Origin of the sequence: Leisingera sp. S132 (assembly GCF_025144465.1) — a bacterium.
GTDB lineage: Bacteria > Pseudomonadota > Alphaproteobacteria > Rhodobacterales > Rhodobacteraceae > Leisingera.
Genome location: NZ_CP083553.1, coordinates 2,428,245 through 2,452,048, shown reverse-complemented (window position 1 = coordinate 2,452,048; position 23,804 = coordinate 2,428,245). Strand labels below are relative to the sequence as shown.

Sequence of the window (23,804 nt, the reverse complement as noted above, 5' to 3'; positions counted from 1 at the left end):
AATGAAGCAGCAGCACCGTATTGCCATGCATATGACCTTCTGCGCTACGGCGCTGGCCACGGCTTTGTCCGGCGCCGTTTCCGCCGCGCCTCCGGGAGAATTGCCGTTTGGCGTTTATGATCCGGACGGGCGGTTTTCCGAGGATCCCGATGTCCAGATCGAACATCTGTTCCTGCCCTGGGAGGACGTCCATCTGCCCTCGCTGCAGGATGCCGACACCTATGCTGCCGAAAGAAACCGCGCGGTCCTGGTCACCATCGAGCCCTGGACCTGGACCCGGGACGAGCGCAATACCCCCGCCCATCTGATCGAGGGGATCGCAAACGGACAGTATGATGCCAACATGCGGGCGATCTGCGCGGCGCTGAGTGAGTTCCAAAGCCCGGTCACCATCCGGTGGGCGCAGGAGATGGAAGACGCAAGCGGCCAGTTCATCTGGGCCAACTGGAACCCGGACACTTATATCAGGGCCTACCGCCGCGTGATCGATGTTTGCCGCCAAGTATCGGAGGATTTCGACTATATGTGGTCGCCGCTGGGCCATGATGGTTTTGCTGATTACTATCCGGGCGATGACTATGCGGATGTGATCGGCCTGTCGGTTTTCGGCCTGCAGCAATGGGAGCGCGATGTGCTGGGGCAGGAGCAGACATTCCGCGATATTCTCACCCCGCGCTACCAGCAGGCGCTGCAATTCAGGCGGCCGATTGTGGTGGCCGAACTGGGCTATGTCGGCAGCGACGAATATGTCGAGCGCTGGAACCAGGATGTCCGCCAGGATCTGAAAGACTTTCCTGAGCTGCAGGCGGTGGTCTATTTCAATCAGCAGGAAGTTTACCCCTGGCCGGACGGCTACGGGCTGCCGGACTGGCGTTTTCCCGGCAACGCGCTTGGATCTCAAGCTGCCGAACTAAGCCGCTGACCGGGCCATAGCGGCGGATTCCCGCCGCCCGGCCCGTCCCGCGCACCAGCCAAGGCACCACGCCGGACGGCCGTTTATTCTCAGCATCTTACTTCCGGGCCGCCTCCCAAAAAGGGGGCGGCCCATCGTAACGGATGCTGGCCGATCCGCTGCAGTTTTCCAAATCTCAACATCTTGCTGCGCAAAATCTTGGTATGCGGCAGCGGATTTTGCTAAGTACCGGTATCATGATGCCGGAACGGAGTGACACAACTGCCGCCGGGTCATGCTGGGTATACAGGCAGGAGACAGTGAATGTTATGTCAATTCGCACGCGCAGTTTGCGTGCCGGTTCTGGCGTTTGCGGCTATTGGAGTATTTGCCGCTGAAGCCAGCGCCTCCTCTTCGACAAAAGCTGCGGCGCAATCCTACGGAAAACTGAACCTTTTGCGCGGCGCGGAAACCCGCCGCCCGGTCCGGCTGAGCGGCCCCGCTTCGCTTGGCAACGGCAGCTACATCTGCTCGCCTGCGGGCTTTGGCAAACGCTCGCGCTGCTACAAGAACTGACACAGGCGGCACCTGCTGCGGGCTTTCGCAGATAGCGCCAGCCGATTGAGGCAGAGCAAGAATGATCAGGTTGTTACTGGCGGCCTGCGCCCTGATGGCGCTGGCACAGACAGGACAGGCGCAGCGCGCCGGTGTTGGCGCCTGGGAAAACCCCAGCTACACGATGCTCGGCTGGATCGAGGATCAGCCGGGGCTCGGCTGGTACTACGACTGGCGCACCGACCAGATCGAACACAAAGGACCGCTGCGCCGTTCAGTGGAATTTGTGCCGATGATCCACAGCGCCGGCAATATCGATGATCCAATTGTTTCCAGCCGCCCGGTGCATGCCCTGCTTGGTTTCAACGAACCCGACGGCAACGGCGGCGGCCATCAGGCCGGCATGAGTGTGGCCGAGGCCATAGCACTGTGGCCCAGGCTTGAAGCGCGCGGTCTGCGCTTGGGCAGCCCGGCGGTGACGCGGGACAACACCCTGGGGGCCGGATCCTGGCAACGGCGCTTCATGGCCGAGGCAGAGCGGCGCGGGCTGCGCGTCGACTTCATGGCGGTGCATTATTATACAACCGACGGGGATACGGACCATTTCCGCGACTGGCTGATCGCGGTTCACCGGGAATACAAGCGGCCCGTCTGGGTGACCGAGTTTGCCTATATAGACTGGGATCGTCCCGGCCGGGCCACACACCGGGACAACGCCCGCTTCATCCAGGCCGCGATCCCAATGCTGGAGAGACTGCCGTTTGTCGAGCGCTATGCCTGGTTTTCGGCAAACCCCTACCCCTGGAACGGCCGCACACCGCGGATCAACCTGGTAACGGACGGGCTGAACCCGACCCCCGCGGGCACGGCCTTCAGCCGCGCCGTGGCTGCCGCAGCGTCCTACCGCTCTGCCGGTCTTGACCGCTAAGCAGCGGCTTTCGAAACTTTCCGGCCTGTCCCGGCACGCAGGGCCTGCCCGCCGCTGCTCCAACCGGCTGCCTGGCGGGCTGCGTTGGAAAAAACCGTGGAACAACGCAGGCTTCGCCCTATTTGTTAGCAGTGTAAGCAGCGGTGGGGGTATCGTTATGGGATTTCGGTTTGGTATTGCTTCTGTGCTGGCGGCTGTGTTTCTGATGCCTGCCGGCGCGGATCCGGCCAGGGCAGATTTCCAGTTCGGTTCACATGTCCCCAAGGACGCCACAACGCCGGAACCGGCGGATCTGTACCGCATGTTCGCCGGGCAGACCGAGGACTGGGGCAGCGGCTCCTATGCCTATTGGGCCCCGGACGGTACTTTCTGGGCGGTCAACGAAGCCGATCAAAGCGTCGGCCGCGGCCGCTGGCATGTCACCACCCTAAGCCGCATGTGTTATGAAGGCACCTGGGCCTGGCGCCAGGACTTCGGGATCGAAACCCGCCGCGCCCGCAACTGTTCCTTCTACCGCCGGGATGCCGCCGGCGAGATGTGGTCCACAACCGGAAGCATGGCTGACCCCTGGTTTCCGTTCTCCGGGGCAAGCCTGAGCGCAGGCAACACGGTCGCCGCAAGATATTCTGCATTACTGGCAACGCTCGGCATTTCGGAACTGCGGCTCCTTGATTAACCAGAAGCAATCCTTAGCTGTTCGCCAACCCTGCTAGGGTCGTTTCAATTCCGGCCGCTTTCGCTTAGATCCAAATGCCCATCCGCGCCATTTGGAATGTTTTGTCTTGTATTGCGCACGACTTTGGCGATGTCTGTTGTAGGCGTCAGCCGGAATCAAGCGTCCAAGGCAACCCGAAGGTTTGCAATGCCGGTATAGGCGTTAGCCCATCCGATGCCTGGAAAGGTCTGTTTCCTGCAGGATGCTGGACAAAGCACCTTACCGCGCGCCCCGTTCACCAGTCGGCAGACCTTTTAAGCAAAAAGCCCCGGACGCAGTGCCGGGGCTTTGAAATCTTCGGGCTGCGCCGGTCAGCGGCGGCGGTCGCGGCGCGAGGACATCGGCTGGAACGCCACGCCCACATGCGCCTCGCAGTAGGGTTTGCCCTGCTGCGAGGGCAGGCCGCAGAACCAGAAGTCCTCGGTTGCCGGATCGCCGACCGGCCATTTGCAGGTGCGCTCGGTCAGTTCCATCAGGCTCAGCTTCTTGGCCTTCTTCTCGATCTCGTTGACCTTGGCCAGCGCCTCGGGGCTGATTTCATTGGCCGAAGGCTGCGGCGGCAGCGGCTGGCCGGCCGGGATGATCTGACGGCGGGCAGGCGTTGCGGGCTTGGCGTCTGCCACGGGCTGGGCCGCGGCCGGGCGGGCCGGTTCGGTCTTGGGCTGCGGCTTGGGCTTGGCTGCGGCTGCGGCAGGTTTCGGCGCGGCGGTCGCGGGGGCGGCGGCCGGCTTTTCCTTCGGCTCAGCCGCCTTGGATCCGCCGCTGTTGCGGTTGGACAGGCCGAGCCGGTGCACCTTGCCGATCACGGCGTTGCGGGTGACGCCGCCCAGTTCCTTGGCGATCTGGCTGGCCGACTGGCCCTCGCCCCACATTTTCTTGAGCAGTTCGACGCGCTCGTCTGTCCAGGACATCTGTTGCCTTTCCAAGCTAATAGCGGCCCCAGGGGTTCTGCGGCCGCCATCATATTCCGTGTGATCCCCTATTCTAATCACTGCGGGCGGAGTTACAAGGCATCTTGCGCCTATTGCCCCAGCCGTTATGCAGTCAGGCAAGCGAAACGCGGGGGGCAGCATGGCAGAGCAGGGCTATCAGGTGGAACTGGGCACGCGCCGGTTCGGGCGGGTGAACTGGCTGGGGCTCAGGGCGCTGGCCTGGCGCGAGGTGAAGCGGTTCCTGGCGGTCTGGACCCAGACCTTGCTGGCGCCGCTTGTGACCGCGGCGCTGTTCCTGATGATCTTCAACATCGCCATCGGCCCCAAGCGCGGCGATGTGATGGGGGTGCCGTTCCTGACCTTCCTGGCGCCGGGCATCATGATGATGACGGTGATCCAGAATGCTTTTGCAAATACCTCATCCTCCATCGTTATTGCCAAGGTGCAGGGCAATATCGTCGACACGCTGATGCCGCCCCTGTCGGGGCTGGAGATCCTGCTGGGCTATCTGGCCGGCGCGGTGGCGCGCGGCACGCTGGTGGCGCTGGGCATCGGGCTGGGGCTGATGGCGGTCTTGCAGATCGTGCCTGCGCACCCGCTGGTGGCGCTGGTTTTCATCGTGCTGGGGGCGGCCTTCCTGGGCGGTCTGGGCATCGTCGCCGGCGTGTTCGCCGACAAGTTCGACCAGATGGCAGCGATCACGAATTTCATCGTGACGCCTTTGGCTTTCCTGTCTGGCACGTTTTATTCGGTGGAGGCGCTGCCGCCGGTTCTGAAAGTGATCTCGCATCTGAACCCGGTGTTCTACCTGATCGACGGGGTGCGATTCGGGGTGATCGGCACCTCCGACAGCCCGCCCTTGCTGGGGCTGATGGTCTGCGGCAGCGCCACCTTTGCCGTCTGCCTGCTGGCCTGGGTGATGCTGCGCACAGGCTACCGCCTGAAACCCTGACGCCTTCATTCCGCGGGCAGGGGATCCTCTGCAGGCGGAGGTGCCGCCTTCTTGCGCCCCAGCCGCGGATGCAGCTTGCCCGCCAGCAGCGCCGCAAAGGCCGCCGCCGCACCGCCAGCCGCAAAGATCCCGGCCAGCGGCGACACCATCAGCACCAGCCAGGCGGCCCCGGGCGTCAGGATGCCGGAGATGTCCCGGTAACTGGAATAGACCGCCGACATCTCCGTCCGCTCGGAAGGTTTCACTGCCATCAGGAAGGGCAGCCCGCCGCAGATGTCCAGCAGGATCAGCGCCGCGGACCCTGCCATCAGCAGACCCACCGATACCGCGGGCCAGCCCTGCAGCGCCGCCGCCGCGCTGAAACAGGCCGCGACGGTCAGAAACCCCGTGCGCACCGCCCTCCGGATCGAATGCCGCTGCACCCAGCGCTGCAGCAGCGGCGCGCCGAACAGGCAGGCGTTGGTCACGGACAAGAGGATGCCGCCCAGTTCCTGTCCAAGCCCCTTTTCGATGGCGAAGATCGGCAGGTAGACCACATAGATCCACCAGCCGGCCGAGCGGATCACCGCAAACAGGAAGCCGGTGATCAGCCGCGGCTGCTCCAGAAAGCGCGGCAGGTATGTCAGCGGGCTGGAGGCCGTGCCGCGGGCGCGGGCGATCTGCTTGCCGTTGCCCATCCGCATCCACCAGAAGGCGGCAAGCATCATGAGCGCCGCCGCGGCAGAGATCAGGAACGGGGCAGGCGGCCACCAGTCCAGCAGCAGCACGCCGGCCATCGGCCCGGCGGTCCAGCCAAGCGCCGAGTAGAACATCCGCGAGGTCTCGCATTTGCCCAGCTCAACCCGGGAAATGTAGTCCAGCACATAGGCGTTGAAACAGATGAAGGTGGTGACAGCGGCCACGGTGTTGAGCGCCAGCGCCATCAGCACCGAAGCCGGGCTGCCCTCGATCGCCAGCGCGGCCGAAGCCACGAACATCGCCGCGCCCAGGGAGTAGGCCCAGCGGCGCGGCACCAGCCGCACCAGCGCGGGGACCATCAGCCCGGCCAGCAGCGACAGGATACCCACCGCGAAATATGAGGCCGAGACCAGCCCGGCATCTCCCAGCGCCCGGTACATGATCAGCGGAAACACCGAGATCAGCGTGCCGCGCACCACTGCCTCCAGCCCCGCCAGGATGCCGAAGTCCCGGACCGAGGGCACCGGCGCGTGGCGCAGCCATTCCGGGATTCGCCGCTCGTGCATGGTCGCGCTCCTGTCCTGCTGGGGTCAGGGTGGCGCGGCCGGCAGGCGGAAAATGCCTGTTTTCGACCTCAGCGTCGCCGCCGGGCCAGTGGCGTGAAAAATCTTTTTTGCGAGGGGCGGACCGGGCGCGGTTTATTTTGCGCCCGCTGCCGCGCGGCCCGCAGGCGGCCGGACCCGGCCTTCGCGCCAGGCCAGAACAGCAGCGCCCGCCAGGATGATGCAGGCGCCGAGGAAGGAAATGGCATCCGGCACCACGCCAAAACCGAGGAAATCGTACAGCGCGGCAAAGACCAGCGTGGCATAGCTGAATGGCGCCACAAAGGAGGCATCGGCCCGCGCCATGCCGTTGATGAAACAGGCCTGCGCGCAGGCCATCAAGAGTCCCAGCGCCGCAAGCGCTGCCCATTGCGCCGGGCTCGGCATCTGCCAGACCGGCAGCACCGCGCCGCTGGCAATCAGCATGCCCAGAAGGTTGTTGAACCACAGCACCTGCAGCGGCCCCTCACGGCCTGCGAGTTTCTTGATGAAAATCAGCTCCAGCCCCATCACAGCCGCCGCGCCCAGGGCCAGCAGCGCCGCCGGCTGGAAGCTGGCGGGCGTCGGCCTGAGCAGGATCATCGCGCCCACCATCGCAATCAGCGCCGCGCCCCAGCGCCAGGGTCCGACGCGTTCGCCGAGGAGCGGGATCGCCAGCAGCATGCCAAAGACCGGGTTCAGGAAGGTGATCGCGGTGGCATCGGCCAGCGGGATATAGGCCACCGAGGCAAACATCAGCGTGACCCCGGCCCAGCCAAAAGAGGTGCGCCCGATGTGATAGCCCCAATGCGGGCGGATAAAGCGCGGGCGCAGGATCAGCACAGCGGTTGAAATTGCGATGAAGGCAAACAGAAAGCGCCCGTGGCTGATCTGCAGCGGATGCAGCGGCGCGCCCAGCACATCTGTCCCCAATGACTTGGCCAGCAGTGTGGTGCCCGCAATGAAGGTGGTGGCCGCCAGGATCAGGGCGGCGGCCAGGGCCGGGTTCTGCGGAGTGTTGCGCGTCATGGCACCAGCGGTGCGGCAAGCCGCCGCGGGATGCAAGGGGAAAGGCTTCGGCAGAAGCCGGAACTTTCCTCGCGGGCAGGGGCGCTGCCCCGCAGGTTTGGAGAAGAAGGGGCGCTGCCCCTCTTGGCCTTTGGCCAATTCACCCCGGAGTATTTCTCCAAAGGTGAAAGGGGCGGGCTGCGGGCGGCGGCAAATTGGCGGGACGGGTTGCACAAAAGGGGTTTTCTTTCATCAAAACCTCCACTATGGAACCTCCTCATGATCAAACGCGCCTACACCCCCATCTCGCGACGCCGACGCCGCCTGGCGTAACCGGCCCTTGATCCCCTGTGCCTGCCGTGCAGCACATCCTCCATTTGAAATCCATTGATCCACCGTTGACCCAAGGCCAGGCTTCCGTCACAGCTTTGGCTTCCACCTTTGAAAAGGATGATCCCGATGATCCCGTCCGTTCTGCCGACCTACAACCGTGCCCCGCTTGAGTTCGTCAAAGGCGAAGGCGCCTGGCTGACCACGGCGGACGGGCGCCGATTCCTGGATCTGGGCTCCGGCATCGCGGTGAACGCGCTGGGCCATGCCCATCCTGCGCTGGTGGAGGCGCTGACTTCTCAGGCGCAGAACCTGTGGCATGTCTCCAACCTCTACCACATCCCGCAGCAGCAGGCGCTGGCCGACAGGCTGGTGGAGCATACCTTTGCCGATACCGTGTTCTTCACCAATTCCGGCACCGAGGCCTGCGAGCTGGCGGTGAAGATGGCGCGCAAGTTTTTCTACGACAAGGGCCAGCCGGAGCGGGTAGAGATCATCACCTTCGACGGCTCTTTCCATGGCCGGTCGTCTGCGGGTATCGCTGCCGCGGGCTCCGAGAAGATGGTCAAGGGCTTTGGCCCGCTTCTGCCCGGTTTCGTGCATCTGACCTTCGGCGACCTGGACGGCGTCACCGACGCTATCTCAGAGAAGACCGCCGCCATCATGATCGAGCCGGTGCAGGGCGAGGGCGGCATCCGCCCGGTCCCGGATGCAGAACTGAAGGCGCTGCGCCAGATCTGCGACGACAACGGCCTGCTGCTGATCCTCGACGAGGTGCAATGCGGGGTGGGGCGGACAGGCAAGCTGTTTGCCCATGAATGGGCAGGCATCACCCCGGATATCATGATGGTGGCCAAAGGCATCGGCGGCGGCTTCCCGCTGGGCGCGGTGCTGGCCACAGAGGAGGCCGCCAGCGGCATGACCGCGGGCACCCATGGCTCCACCTACGGCGGCAACCCGCTGGGCTGCGCTGTGGGCTGCGCGGTGATGGATCACGTCGCTGATCCGGATTTCCTGGCAGAGGTGAACCGCAAGGCAGGCCTCTTGCGGCAGAAGCTGGAGGGGCTGGTTGCCGATCACCCCGAAGTGTTTGAGGAAGTGCGCGGCTCCGGCCTGATGCTGGGCCTCAAGTGCACGGCGGCGAACATTGATGTGGTCAACGCAGGCTACGCCAACGAACTGATCACCGTCCCGGCAGCGGATAACGTGATCCGCCTTCTGCCGCCGCTGACCCTGACGGATGAGGACATCGCCGAGGCTGTCAGCCGCCTGGATGCGGTGGCAACAACCGTGCGCATCGGAAATTCCTGACCTTCATCTTTGCAGAAATACTCCCGGGAGTCCGGGGGCAGGCAGCCCCCGGCCTTCGCCAGCCAAGAGCGATACAGACATGAACCATTTCCTCGACATCCACAAAACCAGCCCCGCCGACCTGCGCGCCATCATCGACCAGGCCAAGGCCACCAAGCAGGCGCGCCTCGGCCGCCCCAAGGCGGCACTGGATGATGAATTGCCGCTGAAGGACCGGATGGTGGCGCTGATCTTTGAAAAACCCTCGACCCGGACCCGGGTGTCGTTCGACGTCGGCGTGCGCCAGATGGGCGGCCAGACCATGGTTCTGTCGGGCAAGGACATGCAATTGGGCCATGGCGAGACCATCGCCGACACCGCCCGCGTCCTCAGCCGTTATGTGGACATGATTATGATCCGCACCTTTGACGAAACCGTGCTGACCGAGATGGCGGAATATTCCGACGTGCCGGTGATCAACGGACTGACCGACCGCACCCACCCCTGCCAGATCATGGCTGATGTGCAGACCTACGAGGAGCACCGCGGCTCCATCAAGGGCAAGAAGGTCGTGTGGTGCGGCGACGGCAACAATGTCTGCGCCTCTTTCATCCACGCGGCCGGCCAGTTCGGCTTTGACCTGACCTTCACCGGCCCCTCGCAGCTGGACCCGGAGGAGGAATTCATGGGGCTGGCGCGCAAGGCGGGCTCCAAGATCGTGGTTGAGCGCGACGCGGTGAAGGCGGTGGAGGGGGCTGACCTGGTGGTCGCTGACACTTGGGTGTCGATGCACGACAGCCAGTCCTCCAAGGAGCGCCGCCACAACATGCTGCGGCCCTACCAGGTGAACGACGCGCTGATGGCGCATGCCAAACCGGATGCGCTGTTCATGCATTGCCTGCCCGCCCACCGCGAGGAAGAGGTGACAAGCGCCGTGATGGACGGGCCGCAGTCGGTGATCTTTGACGAGGCCGAGAATCGCCTGCACGCGCAGAAAGCCATCATGCGCTGGTGCCTGGGCGGCTGAGGCTGAGGCCATGAAACTGAACTTGCTGATGCGCGGGCTGTCCGGCGAATACGCCGTGTCACGGCTCGCACCCGGTGCCGCTGTTCCCCCATGGGTCAGCGGCCCGGGGCTGGTGAATGTGACCCATGCCGAAGATGAAATCTCGATTGTCTGCCTGGCAGAACGGGTGCCGGAGGACTGCGAAAGCTCCGCAGGCTGGGCGGCGTTTCAGGTCTCTGATCTTTTTGATTTCGACGCGCCCGGCGTTGTGCTGGCTGCGGTGCGTCCGGTTTCGGAGGCTGGTCTGGGTGTCTTTGCCATTTCCACCTTCTACCGGGACTATCTGCTGGTGCGGCAAACAGAACTGGCGGCAGCAGTGAAGGCCTGGCAGGTTGCCGGGCATCAGGTGGAAGTCTGAATTCAGGCCGCTGAGTTTCGCCTGCCGGCCGCGAAGGGCTCCCGCCTGCAGCGGACCATTCAATAGAATGATCCTTGCCAGTTGGGCGTGGCGCCGGGCCTTTGGCCCGGCGCTTGGCGTTTGGCGCGGGCGACCCGTTTTGCGGTTGAACGGATGCACGGATTGCACTGGCCTCCGGCGCAGGGTTCTGCCAGTCTCGCACCTGTATTCAAGAAAGAGGCGGTTTCCATGGATCAGAGCACAGCGTTGCTGATTGTCGACATGCAGCAGGAGATGGCCAACGTGACCGCCTCTGGCCGCCCGCAGGCCAACCCGGCGGCGGAGGAAAAGGTGGCAGAGCTGGCCGCAGCCTTCCGCACAGCGGATCTGCCGGTGGTGCATGTGATGCATGACGACCCGCGCCCCGAAAGCAAGTTCCGCCGCGACCTGCCCAGCGGCCGGCCCTTGCCCTGCGCGGTGCCGCAGGACGGCGAGGCGGTGTTCTGGAAAACCGGCTCCTCCGGGTTCTGCGGCACCGGGCTGGAGAGCCATCTGCGGGATGCAGGCATCACCCGTTTGGTGATCGTGGGCGGTGTGGCGGCCTTCTGCGTCAACTCCACCGCGCGGTCTGCCGCAAATCTCGGGTTTGTGATCGAGGTGGTTGAGGATGCGCTCATCGCCTTTGACATGCCCGCGCGCAAGGGTGGCATGCTGGATGCCAGGATTGTTCTGGAGATTACGCTGTCGGCCCTGCACGCAGGGTTTGGCAAGGTGGTGGAATCCAAGGATGTGCTGGCGGAACTGCCGGTGGTTGCGTCGGTATAGGCGCCGTCCGGCGTCCGAAGGCTGAGGCGGCTTCTCAACATTTTGTGTGCCCCTTGTGCTAGGGCTGGTTTGCCGCCAGCATTGCCCCGTCAATCACGGGGAGGAAGACCATGGCGGACACATCACCCAAACTGCAGGCGCTGATCGTAGGGGCCGGGGCCGGCCTGTCAGCGTCCTTTGCCCGGCAGCTCTCCGCTGCGGGCTATGCGGTGCATCTGGCCGCCCGCAACACGGACAAGCTGGAAACGCTGGCGGCGGAAACCGGGGCTGCACTGCATATGCTTGACGGCACCGATGCCAAAGGAACCTCCGCACTGATTGACGGTTTGCCCGGGGATCTGCGGGTGGCCTGCTATAACCCCTCGGCCCGGTTGCGCGGGCCTGTTGCGGAATTGGACCCGGAAGCGGTCCGGCAGGCGGTGGAGGTCACCGCCTTTGGCGCCTTTGTGCTGGGGCAGGCGGCGGCCAAACGGATGCTGGCGCAGCCGATGGAAAACGGGCGGCGCGGCACCATCCTGTTCACCGGCGCCTCGGCAGGCGTAAAGGGTTTTGCCCAGTCCGCGCCCTTTGCCATGGGCAAGTTCGCGCAGCGCGGCCTGGCGCAGTCGATGGCGCGGGAGCTGCACCCCAAGGGCATCCATGTCGCCTGGGTCAATATCGACGGCGGCATCCGGAATGCGTCGCGGCCTGAGCGGGTGGAGTCCGCGGACAATCCCGACAGCATGCTGGACCCGGATGCTATCGCGCAGGAGTACATGCATCTGATCAGCCAGCACCGTTCCGCCTGGAGCGACGAACTGGTGCTGCGGCCCTGGGTGGAGCGGTTCTAGGATCTTGCCGGACAAGCAAAGAAAAACCCCCGCAGCCAGGCGGCGCGGGGGGGCTTAGTTCGATAATGCTCAGGCTCAGCCGACAAAAGTGCTGAGCAGCAGGTAGATCACGGCGGACAGCAGCGCTGCGGCCGGGACGGTGATCACCCAGGCGGCGACGATGGTCATGAAGTGGCTGCGGCGCACCAGCTTGCGGCGGCGGCGTTCCTCCGGAGCGATGCGTTTCTCCGGGGGGCGGCCTGCGGCGGTCTTTTTCAGGCGGCGCTCCATGTGCCATTCGCGGAAGAAACCGACGCCGAACACCGCGCCCACCGCGATATGGGTGGAGGACACCGGCAGGCCCAGCCAGCTGGCCACGATCACGGTGATGGCGGCGGACAGCGACACGCAGTAAGCGCGCATCGGGTTCAGCTTGGTGATCTGGCTGCCGACCATGCGGATCAGCTTGGGGCCGAACAGGAACAGCCCAAAGGAGATGCCGAAGGCGCCGATCACCATCACCCAGGTCGGAATGGCCACCTTGGCGGCGAAGTCGCCAAACTCGGTCGCATGCACGATGGCGGCCAGCGGGCCAACCGCGTTGGCGACGTCATTGGCGCCGTGGGCAAAGGACAGCAGGCCCGCGGAAATCACCAGCGGCAGGCCGAACAGCGCCTTCAGCGACTTGTTGCGGTTCTCCATGCCCTCGGACTGGCGCTTGATCAGCGGCGCGGTGATCACATAGGAGACCGCCCCGACGCCGGCACCGATCAGCAGCGCGGTCTGCAGGTCGATCTTGACGATCTTTTTCAGGCCTTTGAGGGCCAGGTATGCGCCAAAGGCCCCCGCCATGATGGCGACCAGCACCGGCACCCAGCGGCGGGCTGCGGCGATCTTGTCGTCCTGATAGATGATCTTGGCCTTGATGAAGGCCAGGAACAGCGCGGCGATGATGCCGCCCAGCACTGGCGAAATGACCCAGCTGGCGGCGATCTTGCCCATGGTGGGCCAGTTCACCGCGGCGGTGCCTGCGGCGGCCACACCGGCGCCCAGCACGCCGCCCACAACCGAGTGGGTGGTGGAGACAGGCGCGCCGACCCAGGTCGCCAGGTTCACCCACAGCGCCGAGGAGATCAGCGCCGCCATCATCGCCCAGATGAAGATGCTGCTGCTGCTGACTGCGGTGGGGTCGATGATGCCCTTGGAGATGGTCGAGACCACATCGCCGCCTGCCAGCAGGGCGCCTGCGCTTTCACAAATGGCGGCAATCACGATGGCGCCGCCCATGGTCAGCGCATTTGCGCCCACCGCCGGCCCCATGTTGTTGGCGACGTCATTGGCGCCGATGTTGATTGCCATATAGGCGCCGAACGCAGCGGCGGCGATCACCACCATGCTCATCGCCGAGCCGCCGAAGAACACGCCGGCCGCAAGGCCTGCCAGCACGATGAAGGCCAGGGCGATGCCCGGCGCAACCAGCGGGCGGGAGGCATAGCTGGTAGCCAGCTCCAGCTGGGAGATCCTGTTCAGATCCTTATCCAGCGTGTTCCATTGCGGGCGCTGATCTTCGTGGCTCATCATCGCATTCCTGATTCCGGGGTCTGGGCACGCGCCTACCCCCGCTCAGGAAACGGTTCAAGCTTCTGACATGAAAATGTCACATAACTTTTACAAACGGTGCAGAATGTCCCGCAATTCCGCCTCATCGACCAGCCCGGCGGCTTTTGCCGGCGTCATCCACTGCCGCGTGCGTTCCGCGGACTCCGGGTAATCATCTTCCAGCTGCTCAACCTCAACCTCGAAGATCAGCGTCGTCACCGGCTCCTCGGTGCCGTTGTCGTGGCGCTTGGTGAAGTGGTATTCGCCGATCGGCTCCGGCGTGATGCTGGCCGGTTTCACGCCAGCTTCCTCCCAGGCTTCCTGCAGCGCCGATTCCGGGCCGTCCTTGCCTTCGACCGGCCAGCCCTTGGGCAGGATCCAGCGCCCGGTGCCGCGGCTGGTGATCATCAGCACCTCCTTGCCGTCTGCGCCGGTGCGGCAGCACAGGGCGGCAACCTGCACGCGGGCAGGGCGCTGCAGCATCGGTTTGATGATCTCGTTCCAGGCGCGGGTCAGCGGGCTTGTCATGGGTGCTCAGCCTTTGTTGTTGGGGAAGTTCCCGTGTTTATGTGTGCAATTGTGGGAATCTACGCCTGATTTTCCGGGGGTGCAAGGCGATCTGCCGGTTTGCCTGCATCTGGCCGGAGGCCGCAGGCGGGGGCTCCCGCCCGCGGATCCGCGCATCACAGATGCACGGCCAGCCGTTGGTCCGGGCAGCGCGGCTGCGCCGCGCTGTGCGCCAGGCTGCGTAATGCGGCGCTACTTGCGCCGTTTCGCCCTGAGCGTGGGGTCTTCCTGGGTCGGGTCCTCGGGCCAGGGGTGTTTGGGGTACTGGGCGCGCATGTCCTTCCGCACGTCGGCATAGGAGCCGGCCCAGAAGCCCGGCAGGTCGCGGGTGATCTGGATCGGGCGCTGGGCCGGCGACAAGAGCGACACTTTCAATGGCACCCCGCCCACGGACGGATGCCGGGTGACCCCGAACATCTCCTGCAGCCGGACCGAAATTTCCGGGATCTCGCCGTCATAGCTGATCGGGATCTTGCGCCCCAGCGGCGTGAGGAAACTGCCCGGCGCCTCGCGGTCCAGCAGCTGCGTCTGCTCCCAGCTGAGTGCGGCCTGCAAAGCGGGCAGCAGATCAAAGCGTTTCCAGTCCTCCGCCGATTTGACCCCGCCCAGCATCGGCAGCAGCCAGTCCTCCAGCGTCTCGGTCAGACCGGGCAGGGAAAAGTCCGGCAAGTCATGGCCTTCCGCCCTGACCAGTTCCACCCGCGCCGCCAGCCGCGCGGCAGCCCCGGTGAGCCGCAGGCCCAGATCGCGCACCCCGTCGAGCATTGCCCGCGCCACCGCCTCCGGCGGCACGTCCTTCCAGATCCGGTCGTCCAGCACCAGAGAACCAAAGCGCTCCTGCTGGCGTGCCGCCACCCGCCTGTCGCGCTTGGACCACTCGCAACTGTCCTCCCAGGCAATCTGATCTGCAAACAGCTCGCGGATGTCTCCTTGGGCGATCTGCGCCGCCATCCGTATCTTTGCCTCGCGCGGGTTGCCGTCGGTATCCAGCGCCACGATGAACGGCGCCCCCGCCAGCGTGTCGCCGCCATCCAGAATGGCGCCCTTGCCGCCGGACAGCACGAACCGAGGATTATCGCCCTTGCGGCGCTGGCCGGTGCGGTCGGGATAGGCCAGCGCGGCCATCATCGCCGCGGACAGCCCGGCATCGCGGCGGCCTGCCTGTTTCTCCAGCCGCCGCGCCTCGCTCTTGATGCGCTCCACGACAGGGCGGTTCAGCTGGTAGGAGTGATTGCGCGCAAACCCTTTTGGGTCTTTTAGCGCCTTCAGCCGCAGAGAGAGGTCCGCAGGCGCGCCGCGCAGCGGGTCGCGTTCACCCAAAAGCGCTGCCAAGGGCGCAGCGGCAGGTCCGGCCTGCAGCAGCATATGGCCAAGCCGGGGATGCAAGGGCAGGGCGGCCAGCGCCTTGCCATGCTCGGTGATCCGCCCCTGCGCATCCAGCGCGCCAAGCATCCGCAGCAGCGCCTGCGCCTCCGCCATCGCGCCCGCAGGCGGCTGGGTCAGGAACATCAGATCGTCCGGCGCGGCGCCCCACAGCGCCAGTTCCAGCGCCAGCGCAGTCAGGTCGGCGCTTTCGATCTCGGCGGGCGGAAAGGCCATCAGCGCGCCTTCCTCGCCCTTGGTCCACAGCCGGTAGCAGATGCCCTCCGCCACCCGGCCCGCACGGCCCTGGCGCTGGGTCGCCTCGGCGCGGGTTACCTTTTCCGTCACCAGCCGCGACATGCCGGAGCCGGGGTCAAAGCGCGCGCGGCGCGCCTGGCCCATGTCGACCACCACGCGGATGTCCTGAATGGTCAAAGAGGTCTCGGCGATCGAGGTCGCCAGCACCACCTTGCGCCCCTGCGCCTCGGGCTGGATCGCCGCGCGCTGCTCGGCAAAGGGCAGGGCGCCGAACAAGGGGCGGATATGGCAATGGCCGGGCAGGCGATTTTCCAGTGCGGCCGCCGCGCGGCGGATTTCGCCCTCGCCGGGCAGGAACACCAGGATGCCGCCGCCATTGCCGGGTCCGGCAGCGCGGGTTTCCTTCTCTGCCTGCACCACGAGATCCGCCAGCGCATCCGCGCGGCGTCCTTGCGCGGGCAGCGGGCGCTCCAGCCAGCGGGTCTCCACCGGATAGCTGCGGCCCTCGGAGGTGACCATCGGCGCGTCCATCAGCGCCGCGACCGGCCCGGCATCCAATGTCGCGGACATCGCCAGCAGGAGCAGGTCCTCGCGCAGTGCACCCGCCACCTCCAGACACAAGGCAAGCCCCAGATCGGCGTTCAGGGAGCGTTCGTGAAACTCGTCAAAGATCACCGCGCCGACGCCGGGCAGGTCCGGATCGGACTGCAGCATCCGGGTCAGGATGCCCTCGGTCACCACCTCGATCCGCGTCGCCCTGGAGACCTTGGCATCGCCGCGCACCCGGTAACCGACGGTCTGGCCGGGTTTCTCGCCCAGCGTCTCTGCCATCCGCTCGGCGGCGGCGCGCGCGGCCAGGCGGCGCGGTTCCAGCATCACGATGCGGCCCCGGATAAGCCCGGCCTCCAGCATCGCCAGCGGCACCCGTGTGGTCTTGCCCGCGCCGGGCGGCGCCTGCAGCACGGCACGGCCGCGGGCGCGCAGGGCGTCCAGCAGGTCGGGGAGGGCGTCTTCGATCGGCAATCTGGTCATCTCAGCCTTATCGCCAAAGGCGCGGGAGAGGTCCAGCGGCCTTGCAGCGCCCGGCAATGCGCAAACCGATCCAACCGCGGCGGATTTGCCGCCTTTCCTGCGGCCTGCGCTGATGTAGGGTGCGCGCCAGACGGCAGGGGCTGGACTTTGCGGCGCGGCTTGCGCCAAGGTCCCGCCCATCAAGACGGGAAGACGCGCATGGACACCGATGAACTGACACAGAAGATCCTCGACGGCGACCGCCGGGCGCTGGCCCGCGCCATCACCCTGGTGGAAAGCGGCCGCGAGGATCACCGCGCCAAGGCGCAGGAGCTGCTGTCGGAACTGGCCAAGCACAAGCGCCAGTCGCTGCGCATCGGCTTGTCGGGCACACCGGGGGTGGGCAAATCCACCTTCATCGAAAGCTTCGGCATGATGCTGACCGGCCTCGGCCTGCGGGTGGCGGTGCTGGCGGTCGACCCCAGCTCGGCCCGCTCCGGCGGGTCGATCCTGGGCGACAAGACCCGGATGGAACGGCTCAGCCGCGAGAAGAACGCCTTCATCCGCCCGTCCCCCAGCCAGAGCCATCTGGGCGGCGTCGCCCGCCGCTCCCGAGAGGCGGTGGCCCTTTGCGAGGCGGCGGGGTTCGACGTGGTGCTGATCGAAACCGTTGGCGTCGGCCAGTCGGAAACCGTGGTGGCGGAAATGTCCGATCTGTTCCTGCTGCTGCTGGCACCCGCGGGCGGGGATGAGCTGCAGGGGGTGAAGCGCGGCATCATGGAAATGGCCGACCTGATCCTCGTGAACAAGGCCGATGGCCCGCTGAAACCCGTCGCCACCCGCACCTGTGCGGATTACGTCGGCGCGCTGCGCCTCTTACGCAAGCGGCCGCAGGACCCCGAGGGCTTCCCCAAGGCGCTGATGGTCTCCGCGGTGGAGGAGCACGGGCTGGACAAGGCATGGGAAGAAATGCAAGCGCTGACCGCTTGGCGCCGCGAAAACAGCCATTGGGACCACCGCCGCGCCGAACAAGCCTGCTACTGGTTCGACCAGGAAGTGCGCCAGGCGCTGCTGGCGCGGCTGGAAACACCGGACGCCAAGGCGCAGATGGCAGAATTGGCGGGAACAGTCGCCGCGGGCGGCAAAAGCCCGGGCGAGGCGGCGCGGATCATGCTGAAGGCGCTGGGCGCGGCCTGAGGCGCCGCCGGCAGGGCCGCCGCGGCGGGTGGCGCAGGCCCCTTGCAGCGGGCCGTAAAAGGGTGCAGTAAGCCGGGCAAGAAAGCTGAGTTGAATCACTTGACGCTGTTGCCGGTTGAGCGTAAGAGCAGCGGACCAGTTTTCGGGCGCAGCCAATGGCCGCGCCCCTTGTGATTTGGCGCCGGACTGCCGGAGCCTCCAGAAACGAAGGATGAAGATATGTCGCGCCGTTGCGAACTGACCGGAAAAGGCCCGATGACTGGCAACAATGTCAGCCACGCCAACAACAAAACCAAGCGCCGCTTTCTGCCCAACCTGAACGACGTGACCCTGCAGTCCGAAGTTCTGGGCCGTGGCGTCAAGCTGAAGATCTCCGCAGCTGCCCTGCGCTCTGTCGACCACCGCGGCGGCCTGGACGCGTTCCTGGCCAAAGCCAAGGACGAAGAGCTGTCGGCAAACGCGCTGAAAGTGAAGAAAGAGATCGCCAAGGCACAAGCCGCCCAGGCTTGATCAACCTGGCCTGATCCCTTCACCGGATCGGATTAATAGACACCGCGCAGGGGCAACTCTGCGCGGTGTTTGCGTTTGCGCAATCTGCCGCAGAGCCGGGCCTTGCAGGCCGCGCGCCTTGGGGGCATATCTGCCTGTGATGATACCCGCCTTGCGCATATTCCTTGGCCTGTTCCTGGCCCTGACTGTTGCCCTGACGGCGCACAGCGCCGCTGCGCGGCAGGGGGAAGGTAACGCTGCGGGCCAGATGGTGATCTGCACCGGCACCGGCCCGGTCACCGTCTATGTGGACAGCGACGGCCAGCCGGCCAAGCCGCCGCACAATTGCCCCGACTGCGTGATGCATGTGCTGGACGCCGTGGCGCAGCCTGCGGGGCTGGTGCTGCCGGTTGCAGCCTGCAGCGAGATCGCCGCAGGGCAGGTGGCTGCGCTGGCTTCTGTGCTGCATCGTCTGCGTGCAACCGCCCGCGCACCGCCGGCCGCTGCCTGACGGCCACCCATTACCCATCTGAAATTTGAAAACCCAACTATGAGGAGACAGAACATGTCCCTGAAGTCTGTTGTCTTTGCAGCTGCGGCTGCTGCTGCCTTTGCCACTTCTGCCTTTGCGGGCGATGCTATGATCATGGTGCACGGCCAATACGCGCGGGTGTCTTCGCCCACGGCCAAGGCCGGGGCCGCCTTCATGGAGATCATGAACAAGGGCGAGGCCGATGATCAGCTGATCGACGTGCGTTCCGACGTGGCCGCCAAGGTGCAGCTGCACACCCACAAGGAAGGCGATGACGGCGTCATGAAGATGATGCATGTGGAGGAAGGATTTGCGGTGCCCGCAGGCGCGACCCATATGCTGATGCGCGGCGGCGATCACGTGATGTTCATGGGCCTGAGCCAGCCGCTGAACCACGGTGACATGGTCAAACTCACCCTGGTGTTCGAGAAGGCCGGAGAGATCGAGGTCGAGGTGCCGGTGGATCTGGAGCGCAAGGCGGAAGGCCACGGAGACCATTCCGCCCACTCCAACTGATGCCGTGACGGGCAGGGCGGGCGCGGCGTCAGGCCGCGCTGCGGCCCTCCTTCGCGCCCAAATCCCGCCCCGTGGCGGGCTTTTTGCCGCCTGGGCTCAGCCCAGCAGTTCCGCCACCCAGGCAGGCACGATCCCGCTGGCCGGGCCAAAGCGGCGCTCTGCAAAGCGGGAGACGGTGGCGGAGGGCTCCAGGTTCAATTCCACCGTTTGGGCGCCCGCCAGATGCGCCTCGTCGACAAAGGCCGCGGCGGGGTAGACTTCACCCGAGGTGCCGATGGCGGCAAAGATGGCTGCCTCTGCCAGATGCGCATAGATCTCCTCCATGAAATACGGCATCTCGCCGAACCAGACCACATCGGGCCGCCCGGCCGGTGCCGCGCAGGCAGGGCAGGGCTGGCCGGTCTGCATTTCCATCGGCGCAGCCCAGCGGTGGCCGCAGGCAGCGCAGAGCGCACCCGCCAAAGTGCCGTGCATGTGCAGAACGTTTTGCGCGCCGCCGGCCTCATGCAGCCCGTCGACATTCTGGGTGACGATCACCACTTCGCCCGGATGCTCCTGCTGCAGCCGCGCCAGCGCCCGATGCGCAGGGTTGGGGTCTGCGCCCGCTGCCTGAACGCGCCGCGCATTGTAGAAGCCATGCACCAGGTCCGGATTGCGCGCAAAGCCTTCCGGCGTTGCCACATCCTCGATCCGGTGCTGCGCCCACAGGCCGCCCTCATCGCGGAAGGTGCCCAGCCCGCTCTCGGCGGAAATCCCGGCGCCGGTCAGGATGACGATCTTCGCGCTCTTTTCCGCAGTCCTCTTTTCCATTGCGCCTAAACCTCCTATCACTGGCTTTGCCCAAAGGAGCCCCTTGCCCATGCCTACCCGTATTCTGTTTGTCTGCCTAGGAAACATCTGCCGCTCGCCAGCGGCCGAGGGCGTGTTCCGCGCGCTCTGCCCGGAAGCCGAGACCGACAGCGCGGGCACCGCGTCCTACCACGCCGGAGAGCCGCCCTACGGCCCGATGCAGGCGGCGGTAACGGCGCGGGGGCTGGATATCTCGGACCTGCGCGCCCGGCAGTTCCGGCGCGGCGATTTCGAGAGCTTCGACCTGATCATCGCCATGGATGACGGCAACCTGGAAAACATCGAAGCCCTGCGCCCGGCAGGCAGCAGCACCCCGGTGCACCTGTTCACCGACTACGCGCCGGAGACCGGGGCGGACCATGTGCCGGATCCCTATTACACCCGCGACTTCGACGGCTGCCTGGACCTGATCGAACAGGCTGCCCAGGGCCTAAAGGCGGCGCTTTAAATCACTCCGCAATAACCCGGAAACCGCCCGCCAGGAACGGCATCTGCTGCACCGCAGGGTCGATCATATGGCTCTGCACCAGGCGGCGCACAGTCTCCGCCACATCCCGCGGCACCCGGTCGGCCCAGTCGGCAGCGGTGAACAAGGAGATCGTCCGCGACATCTCCCCGAACGGCAGCGGGAAGGCGTCGATCTGGTCGTGGAAGCGGCCCGCGCGCATGTACCCCAGCGGCGTGGTGATGGCCCAGCCGATCCGCCGCGCCACCATCGCCATCAGCGCCAGATGCGAGCCGACCTCAAACCGGTTTTCGAACTCCAGCTTCTGGCGTCCCAGCAGCCCCTCGATCTGCTGCGAGATCAGCTGCTCGCGGGCATAGCGCAGGAACGGCAGGTCCTGCAGCTGATCCGCCGCCTGCGCCGCATCCGAGACCGCGCCGCGCGGTGCCACCAGGATGAAGGGATCGCGCACCAGCGGGTATTCCACCAGCCCTTCGCGCACGCCCCCGGCAGTGGCGGCAATGGCGATATGCAGCTCCCGCGCTTCCATCGCCCGCACCACATCATGGCTGGAGGCGGTGATCATCTTGAACCGGCATTGCGTCAGGCTGTCCGCAAGAATAGTGGCCAGCCGCGGCGTCAGATCATTGTCGAAGTCATCGATCAGCCCGATCGACAGCGCCTGCAGGTGGGTCAGGTCCATCACCGTCAGCTCGCTCTGGGCCAGCCGCAACTCGCCCAGCACCGCCTCGGTCCGGGCCAGAAAACTGCGCCCGGCAGCAGTCAGCACCATCGGGCGGCGGCCATGGTCGATCAGCTCGCTGTCGAGCGCCTTCTCCAGGTTGCGCATCTGCTGGCTGACGGCCGGCTGGCTGAGCCCGGTCATCTCGGCGGCCTGCGCCACGGAACCGGTCTTGGCCAGCGCCTCAAACACTTCCAGCCCGCGTAAGGAAACGCCCTTGATCAACATATCAACTGCTCCAATACCTTAGGCCGTTCTTTGCGGTTTGGGGCTGCGCGGGTCAAGGGTGGCAATGCCGCAGTCTTTCCCCCTTGCGAAAATGCCGCAGCGCGGATGCATCAAATGAAACGGCGCTCCGGGCCGCGGTGCCGCACCCCGCGCGGATCAAGGCAGCAGACCGCCGCGCGCCGCCGTTGCACAGCGCAGCGGCCAGGCCGCAAGCCCGTCAAAAAAGGGCGCCCCGCGGGAGCGCCCTCAATCATCCTGATGCTGTGCCTCAGCCTCAGCCGCAGCTGCGTGCCGCGTGGTCGCCAAAGGCCTTGTAGCGCAGCCACAGCCGCTCGTCGCTGCGGTTGGAGGACTGGCGCACCACCTGGGCCTGATGCGGATCGGCAAACCACTTGGAGACTGTCTTGCGCTCCGATGCGGTCAGGCTGACGTTGGCAACTTTCTGAATGCAGTTGCACAAGGCAGGCGAGGCCGCAGTGCGGTCCGACTGGCGGCAGGCGCGTTCAATGGCGCCGGCCCCGGCGTCTGCAGGTGCCAGTGCGGCCAGAAAGCCGGCGCACAGCGCGGTGGTCAGGAAAGTTTTCATCTGCTCATGCCCCGTTTTTGGCGCGCGGGTCTGCTGCCCGCGGAATTGGCCGCAGTATGGCGCAATCCGGTGCCGTTTTCAATCGTGGTAAACGGGGAGTGAAGGCGGCTGGAGCGCCCTGTGCCACGGCCCTCCAGCGCTGGTTTTGCTCAGGTCTGGTTCGGCCCGCGCATCGCGCGGACGGCCTGGCGGACGGCTTTCCAGTCTGCCGCCTCGCTGTCCTTGCCGGCCTCCTGGCAGGCGCGCATCTTCTGCGCGGCCTCGGCCTCGGCCTTGTCGCCATGCGCGCTGTAGAGCGCGCGGGCATATTCAGTGGCTTTGATTGCATCCATGCGGATCGTCCTCCTTTGCTGGTGTCTTCCGTCACAGGGGCGCGCGTCTCGCGGTACGGATGCACTATAGCGCATTTTGCGCAGCCGTGCAGGAGGCGCGGAGAATTTGCCGGGTTTTGGCAGCGGCGCGCGGCGGGCAGGGGCCGTCCGTGCCCCGCCGCCCGCCAAGTGTTCCCGGCCGCCCGCGCCGGAGGGATGCGCCTGGCGCCCGCGCTTTACCCTGCGGCCTCGGCGGCGCAGGTCTTGCACAGCGGGGCGGCGGGCAGCAGGTCCAGCCGCGCGTCCGAGATCCGCCCGCCGCATGCCGCGCAGAGGCCATAGGTGCCCGCCTTGATCCGCTCCAGCGCAGCATCAATCCGGCGCAGCTCGTCCAGCTCTGCGTTGCCGAGGCTTTCCAGCACCTCGTCGCCCTGCCGCTCCGACGCGCGGTCCTCCCAGTCCTGCGGCATCGGCGCGTCCAGCGTGTGCTCGACCTTGCTCAGATGCCCGGTCAGCTCTGCGCGGCGCGCCTCCAGCGCCTGTTTGCGGGTCGTAAGGTCCATGGCTCTGCCTCCTGTTTTCGGGTCCGCCAAATCCTACCCCGGCGCGCCCCCCCGCGGCCTTGACCTCGCTCAACCGCGTCAAAGCCTCTGGCCGGCGCGCGGATGGCTTGCTAGACATTTCCGCAAGAGAGAGCAGACTGGAGGAGTGACCGGAATGATGCGGATTTTTGCCTGCGCACTGATGCTGCTGGGGCTGGCAGCCTGCGAGACCGCCAAGGGCGCGGGGCGCGACATTTCCAAGGCCGGCAACGCGATCAGCGGCGCCGCCCAGGACGTGCAGAACAGCTTCTGAGCGGCCTGAGCGCCGGAACCCGCCGCAAACACGAAAAACGCCCGGTGTCCCGCCGGGCGTTTTCTGTTTCAGCTGCGGGGCCTCAGATCCCCAGCATCGCCTTGGCTTCCGCCAGGGCCGCAACCGAGCTGGCATGGTCGCCGCTGTCATGCAGGCTCTGCCCCTCGTCGCGCAACTCCTGGACGGTTGCCAGATCCTCCTCCGACAGTTCGGTCCCTGCGGCCAGCGCGGCGTCGATGGCGGCAATGTCGGCGGGGCATTGCCCGGCCAGAAGCGGCGACGCCAAGAGCGCGAACGCAGCGGCCAAAGTCAGGTGTTTCATGGTGTTATCCTCCCCAGATGAACGGGGTTGAGGATAG

Annotated in this window: 28 protein-coding genes; 16 read left to right on the top strand and 12 right to left on the bottom strand. The window is 65.8% G+C overall.

Annotation, left to right across the window (positions count from 1 at the left end):
* The first annotated feature begins 1 nt into the window (after position 1).
* The 4 genes from K3725_RS12150 to K3725_RS12135 all read left to right on the top strand — a co-directional run bounded on the left by K3725_RS12150 (position 2) and on the right by K3725_RS12135 (position 3,051).
* Positions 2 to 922 (top strand): glycoside hydrolase family 26 protein, encoded by a 921-nt coding sequence (locus K3725_RS12150; protein WP_260015588.1) that lies wholly within the window; start codon positions 2 to 4, stop codon positions 920 to 922.
* Positions 923 to 1,216: 294 nt separating this feature from the next.
* The gene (locus tag K3725_RS12145) at positions 1,217 to 1,468 is read left to right on the top strand and encodes a hypothetical protein (RefSeq protein ID WP_260015587.1); all 252 of its coding nucleotides are present in this window, start codon (positions 1,217 to 1,219) and stop codon (positions 1,466 to 1,468) included.
* Between the two features lie 61 nt (positions 1,469 to 1,529).
* The gene (locus K3725_RS12140; protein ID WP_260015586.1) at positions 1,530 to 2,375 is read left to right on the top strand and encodes a glycoside hydrolase family protein; all 846 of its coding nucleotides are present in this window, start codon (positions 1,530 to 1,532) and stop codon (positions 2,373 to 2,375) included.
* A 157-nt stretch (positions 2,376 to 2,532) separates the two neighbouring features.
* Positions 2,533 to 3,051 carry a DUF995 domain-containing protein gene (locus K3725_RS12135; RefSeq protein ID WP_260015585.1) on the top strand — a complete coding sequence of 173 codons (519 nt, stop codon included), beginning with the start codon at positions 2,533 to 2,535 and terminating at the stop codon, positions 3,049 to 3,051.
* Between the two features lie 350 nt (positions 3,052 to 3,401).
* Here K3725_RS12135 and K3725_RS12130 read toward each other — a convergent pair whose 3' ends face one another.
* Positions 3,402 to 4,001, bottom strand: coding sequence for a GcrA family cell cycle regulator (locus K3725_RS12130; RefSeq protein ID WP_260015584.1), 600 nt, complete (start codon positions 3,999 to 4,001; stop codon positions 3,402 to 3,404).
* Between the two features lie 160 nt (positions 4,002 to 4,161).
* On the opposite strand from K3725_RS12130, the gene K3725_RS12125 reads away from it, so the two are divergent.
* Positions 4,162 to 4,974 (top strand): ABC transporter permease, encoded by an 813-nt coding sequence (locus K3725_RS12125; RefSeq protein WP_260015583.1) that lies wholly within the window; start codon positions 4,162 to 4,164, stop codon positions 4,972 to 4,974.
* A gap of 5 nt (positions 4,975 to 4,979) precedes the next feature.
* Here K3725_RS12125 and K3725_RS12120 read toward each other — a convergent pair whose 3' ends face one another.
* Positions 4,980 to 6,218, bottom strand: a complete 1,239-nt coding sequence (locus tag K3725_RS12120; protein ID WP_260015582.1) for an MFS transporter — start codon at positions 6,216 to 6,218, stop codon at positions 4,980 to 4,982.
* 132 nt (positions 6,219 to 6,350) lie between these two features.
* Positions 6,351 to 7,262 (bottom strand): DMT family transporter, encoded by a 912-nt coding sequence (locus K3725_RS12115; RefSeq protein WP_260015581.1) that lies wholly within the window; start codon positions 7,260 to 7,262, stop codon positions 6,351 to 6,353.
* A 438-nt stretch (positions 7,263 to 7,700) separates the two neighbouring features.
* Here K3725_RS12115 and K3725_RS12110 point away from each other — a divergent pair, with 438 nt between their 5' ends.
* The 5 genes from K3725_RS12110 to K3725_RS12090 all read left to right on the top strand — a co-directional run bounded on the left by K3725_RS12110 (position 7,701) and on the right by K3725_RS12090 (position 11,919).
* Positions 7,701 to 8,882: an aspartate aminotransferase family protein gene (locus tag K3725_RS12110; protein WP_260015580.1), complete on the top strand. Its 1,182-nt coding sequence runs from the start codon at positions 7,701 to 7,703 to the stop codon at positions 8,880 to 8,882.
* 79 nt (positions 8,883 to 8,961) lie between these two features.
* Positions 8,962 to 9,888: an ornithine carbamoyltransferase gene (gene argF / locus K3725_RS12105; RefSeq protein ID WP_260015579.1), complete on the top strand. Its 927-nt coding sequence runs from the start codon at positions 8,962 to 8,964 to the stop codon at positions 9,886 to 9,888.
* A gap of 10 nt (positions 9,889 to 9,898) precedes the next feature.
* Entirely contained in the window at positions 9,899 to 10,285 is a 387-nt protein-coding gene (locus K3725_RS12100; RefSeq protein WP_260015578.1) for an ACT domain-containing protein, read from the top strand.
* A 228-nt stretch (positions 10,286 to 10,513) separates the two neighbouring features.
* The gene (locus tag K3725_RS12095; RefSeq protein ID WP_260015577.1) at positions 10,514 to 11,089 is read left to right on the top strand and encodes an isochorismatase family protein; all 576 of its coding nucleotides are present in this window, start codon (positions 10,514 to 10,516) and stop codon (positions 11,087 to 11,089) included.
* A gap of 110 nt (positions 11,090 to 11,199) precedes the next feature.
* A complete protein-coding gene (locus tag K3725_RS12090) occupies positions 11,200 to 11,919 on the top strand; it encodes an SDR family NAD(P)-dependent oxidoreductase (protein ID WP_260015576.1) in 720 nt (239 codons plus the stop codon).
* Between the two features lie 75 nt (positions 11,920 to 11,994).
* On the opposite strand, the gene K3725_RS12085 is transcribed toward K3725_RS12090, so the two are convergent.
* The 3 genes from K3725_RS12085 to hrpB all read right to left on the bottom strand — a co-directional run bounded on the left by K3725_RS12085 (position 11,995) and on the right by hrpB (position 16,716).
* The gene (locus K3725_RS12085) at positions 11,995 to 13,476 is read right to left on the bottom strand and encodes an inorganic phosphate transporter (RefSeq protein ID WP_260015575.1); all 1,482 of its coding nucleotides are present in this window, start codon (positions 13,474 to 13,476) and stop codon (positions 11,995 to 11,997) included.
* A 90-nt stretch (positions 13,477 to 13,566) separates the two neighbouring features.
* Entirely contained in the window at positions 13,567 to 14,025 is a 459-nt protein-coding gene (locus tag K3725_RS12080; protein WP_260015574.1) for an NUDIX hydrolase, read from the bottom strand.
* Between the two features lie 231 nt (positions 14,026 to 14,256).
* Positions 14,257 to 16,716, bottom strand: coding sequence for an ATP-dependent helicase HrpB (hrpB, locus tag K3725_RS12075; protein WP_260015573.1), 2,460 nt, complete (start codon positions 16,714 to 16,716; stop codon positions 14,257 to 14,259).
* 198 nt (positions 16,717 to 16,914) lie between these two features.
* Here hrpB and meaB point away from each other — a divergent pair, with 198 nt between their 5' ends.
* The 4 genes from meaB to K3725_RS12055 all read left to right on the top strand — a co-directional run bounded on the left by meaB (position 16,915) and on the right by K3725_RS12055 (position 19,429).
* Entirely contained in the window at positions 16,915 to 17,892 is a 978-nt protein-coding gene (meaB, locus tag K3725_RS12070; protein ID WP_260015572.1) for a methylmalonyl Co-A mutase-associated GTPase MeaB, read from the top strand.
* Positions 17,893 to 18,111: 219 nt separating this feature from the next.
* Positions 18,112 to 18,402 carry a 50S ribosomal protein L28 gene (rpmB, locus tag K3725_RS12065; RefSeq protein WP_065270033.1) on the top strand — a complete coding sequence of 97 codons (291 nt, stop codon included), beginning with the start codon at positions 18,112 to 18,114 and terminating at the stop codon, positions 18,400 to 18,402.
* A gap of 139 nt (positions 18,403 to 18,541) precedes the next feature.
* Positions 18,542 to 18,892, top strand: coding sequence for a DUF2946 family protein (locus K3725_RS12060; RefSeq protein ID WP_260015571.1), 351 nt, complete (start codon positions 18,542 to 18,544; stop codon positions 18,890 to 18,892).
* A gap of 54 nt (positions 18,893 to 18,946) precedes the next feature.
* Entirely contained in the window at positions 18,947 to 19,429 is a 483-nt protein-coding gene (locus K3725_RS12055) for a copper chaperone PCu(A)C (RefSeq protein ID WP_260015570.1), read from the top strand.
* Between the two features lie 96 nt (positions 19,430 to 19,525).
* Here the strand turns inward: K3725_RS12055 and K3725_RS12050 are convergent, their stop codons facing one another.
* Positions 19,526 to 20,239 carry an NAD-dependent deacylase gene (locus tag K3725_RS12050; RefSeq protein WP_260015569.1) on the bottom strand — a complete coding sequence of 238 codons (714 nt, stop codon included), beginning with the start codon at positions 20,237 to 20,239 and terminating at the stop codon, positions 19,526 to 19,528.
* A gap of 49 nt (positions 20,240 to 20,288) precedes the next feature.
* On the opposite strand from K3725_RS12050, the gene K3725_RS12045 reads away from it, so the two are divergent.
* Positions 20,289 to 20,726 (top strand): low molecular weight protein-tyrosine-phosphatase, encoded by a 438-nt coding sequence (locus K3725_RS12045; RefSeq protein ID WP_260015568.1) that lies wholly within the window; start codon positions 20,289 to 20,291, stop codon positions 20,724 to 20,726.
* A gap of 1 nt (position 20,727) precedes the next feature.
* Here the strand turns inward: K3725_RS12045 and K3725_RS12040 are convergent, their stop codons facing one another.
* From K3725_RS12040 to K3725_RS12025, 4 genes are all read right to left on the bottom strand, one after another.
* Positions 20,728 to 21,693, bottom strand: coding sequence for a LysR family transcriptional regulator (locus tag K3725_RS12040; protein WP_260015567.1), 966 nt, complete (start codon positions 21,691 to 21,693; stop codon positions 20,728 to 20,730).
* 274 nt (positions 21,694 to 21,967) lie between these two features.
* Positions 21,968 to 22,279: a hypothetical protein gene (locus tag K3725_RS12035; protein WP_260015566.1), complete on the bottom strand. Its 312-nt coding sequence runs from the start codon at positions 22,277 to 22,279 to the stop codon at positions 21,968 to 21,970.
* Between the two features lie 149 nt (positions 22,280 to 22,428).
* Entirely contained in the window at positions 22,429 to 22,611 is a 183-nt protein-coding gene (locus tag K3725_RS12030; protein WP_260015565.1) for a hypothetical protein, read from the bottom strand.
* 215 nt (positions 22,612 to 22,826) lie between these two features.
* Positions 22,827 to 23,153 carry a TraR/DksA C4-type zinc finger protein gene (locus tag K3725_RS12025; RefSeq protein WP_260015564.1) on the bottom strand — a complete coding sequence of 109 codons (327 nt, stop codon included), beginning with the start codon at positions 23,151 to 23,153 and terminating at the stop codon, positions 22,827 to 22,829.
* Positions 23,154 to 23,307: 154 nt separating this feature from the next.
* On the opposite strand from K3725_RS12025, the gene K3725_RS12020 reads away from it, so the two are divergent.
* Positions 23,308 to 23,445: an entericidin A/B family lipoprotein gene (locus tag K3725_RS12020; protein ID WP_260015563.1), complete on the top strand. Its 138-nt coding sequence runs from the start codon at positions 23,308 to 23,310 to the stop codon at positions 23,443 to 23,445.
* An 82-nt stretch (positions 23,446 to 23,527) separates the two neighbouring features.
* Here K3725_RS12020 and K3725_RS12015 read toward each other — a convergent pair whose 3' ends face one another.
* Positions 23,528 to 23,767: a hypothetical protein gene (locus K3725_RS12015; protein ID WP_260015562.1), complete on the bottom strand. Its 240-nt coding sequence runs from the start codon at positions 23,765 to 23,767 to the stop codon at positions 23,528 to 23,530.
* Positions 23,768 to 23,804 lie beyond the last annotated feature (37 nt).

What these genes read in the sequence shown, in the direction of transcription:
- K3725_RS12100 (WP_260015578.1), top strand. Translation starts at nt 9,899, where the DNA reads ATGAAACTGAACTTGCTGATGCGCGGGCTGTCCGGCGAATACGCCGTG.
- K3725_RS12060 (WP_260015571.1), top strand. Translation starts at nt 18,542, where the DNA reads ATGATACCCGCCTTGCGCATATTCCTTGGCCTGTTCCTGGCCCTGACT.
- argF (WP_260015579.1), top strand. Translation starts at nt 8,962, where the DNA reads ATGAACCATTTCCTCGACATCCACAAAACCAGCCCCGCCGACCTGCGC.
- K3725_RS12080 (WP_260015574.1), bottom strand. Translation starts at nt 14,025, where the DNA reads ATGACAAGCCCGCTGACCCGCGCCTGGAACGAGATCATCAAACCGATG.
- K3725_RS12035 (WP_260015566.1), bottom strand. Translation starts at nt 22,279, where the DNA reads ATGAAAACTTTCCTGACCACCGCGCTGTGCGCCGGCTTTCTGGCCGCA.
- K3725_RS12030 (WP_260015565.1), bottom strand. Translation starts at nt 22,611, where the DNA reads ATGGATGCAATCAAAGCCACTGAATATGCCCGCGCGCTCTACAGCGCG.
- meaB (WP_260015572.1), top strand. Translation starts at nt 16,915, where the DNA reads ATGGACACCGATGAACTGACACAGAAGATCCTCGACGGCGACCGCCGG.
- K3725_RS12135 (WP_260015585.1), top strand. Translation starts at nt 2,533, where the DNA reads ATGGGATTTCGGTTTGGTATTGCTTCTGTGCTGGCGGCTGTGTTTCTG.
- K3725_RS12015 (WP_260015562.1), bottom strand. Translation starts at nt 23,767, where the DNA reads ATGAAACACCTGACTTTGGCCGCTGCGTTCGCGCTCTTGGCGTCGCCG.
- K3725_RS12020 (WP_260015563.1), top strand. Translation starts at nt 23,308, where the DNA reads ATGATGCGGATTTTTGCCTGCGCACTGATGCTGCTGGGGCTGGCAGCC.
- K3725_RS12115 (WP_260015581.1), bottom strand. Translation starts at nt 7,262, where the DNA reads ATGACGCGCAACACTCCGCAGAACCCGGCCCTGGCCGCCGCCCTGATC.
- K3725_RS12085 (WP_260015575.1), bottom strand. Translation starts at nt 13,476, where the DNA reads ATGAGCCACGAAGATCAGCGCCCGCAATGGAACACGCTGGATAAGGAT.
- K3725_RS12125 (WP_260015583.1), top strand. Translation starts at nt 4,162, where the DNA reads ATGGCAGAGCAGGGCTATCAGGTGGAACTGGGCACGCGCCGGTTCGGG.
- K3725_RS12045 (WP_260015568.1), top strand. Translation starts at nt 20,289, where the DNA reads ATGCCTACCCGTATTCTGTTTGTCTGCCTAGGAAACATCTGCCGCTCG.
- K3725_RS12025 (WP_260015564.1), bottom strand. Translation starts at nt 23,153, where the DNA reads ATGGACCTTACGACCCGCAAACAGGCGCTGGAGGCGCGCCGCGCAGAG.
- K3725_RS12120 (WP_260015582.1), bottom strand. Translation starts at nt 6,218, where the DNA reads ATGCACGAGCGGCGAATCCCGGAATGGCTGCGCCACGCGCCGGTGCCC.
- K3725_RS12040 (WP_260015567.1), bottom strand. Translation starts at nt 21,693, where the DNA reads ATGTTGATCAAGGGCGTTTCCTTACGCGGGCTGGAAGTGTTTGAGGCG.
- K3725_RS12095 (WP_260015577.1), top strand. Translation starts at nt 10,514, where the DNA reads ATGGATCAGAGCACAGCGTTGCTGATTGTCGACATGCAGCAGGAGATG.
- K3725_RS12140 (WP_260015586.1), top strand. Translation starts at nt 1,530, where the DNA reads ATGATCAGGTTGTTACTGGCGGCCTGCGCCCTGATGGCGCTGGCACAG.
- K3725_RS12145 (WP_260015587.1), top strand. Translation starts at nt 1,217, where the DNA reads ATGTTATGTCAATTCGCACGCGCAGTTTGCGTGCCGGTTCTGGCGTTT.
- K3725_RS12130 (WP_260015584.1), bottom strand. Translation starts at nt 4,001, where the DNA reads ATGTCCTGGACAGACGAGCGCGTCGAACTGCTCAAGAAAATGTGGGGC.
- K3725_RS12110 (WP_260015580.1), top strand. Translation starts at nt 7,701, where the DNA reads ATGATCCCGTCCGTTCTGCCGACCTACAACCGTGCCCCGCTTGAGTTC.
- K3725_RS12050 (WP_260015569.1), bottom strand. Translation starts at nt 20,239, where the DNA reads ATGGAAAAGAGGACTGCGGAAAAGAGCGCGAAGATCGTCATCCTGACC.
- hrpB (WP_260015573.1), bottom strand. Translation starts at nt 16,716, where the DNA reads ATGACCAGATTGCCGATCGAAGACGCCCTCCCCGACCTGCTGGACGCC.
- rpmB (WP_065270033.1), top strand. Translation starts at nt 18,112, where the DNA reads ATGTCGCGCCGTTGCGAACTGACCGGAAAAGGCCCGATGACTGGCAAC.
- K3725_RS12090 (WP_260015576.1), top strand. Translation starts at nt 11,200, where the DNA reads ATGGCGGACACATCACCCAAACTGCAGGCGCTGATCGTAGGGGCCGGG.
- K3725_RS12150 (WP_260015588.1), top strand. Translation starts at nt 2, where the DNA reads ATGAAGCAGCAGCACCGTATTGCCATGCATATGACCTTCTGCGCTACG.
- K3725_RS12055 (WP_260015570.1), top strand. Translation starts at nt 18,947, where the DNA reads ATGTCCCTGAAGTCTGTTGTCTTTGCAGCTGCGGCTGCTGCTGCCTTT.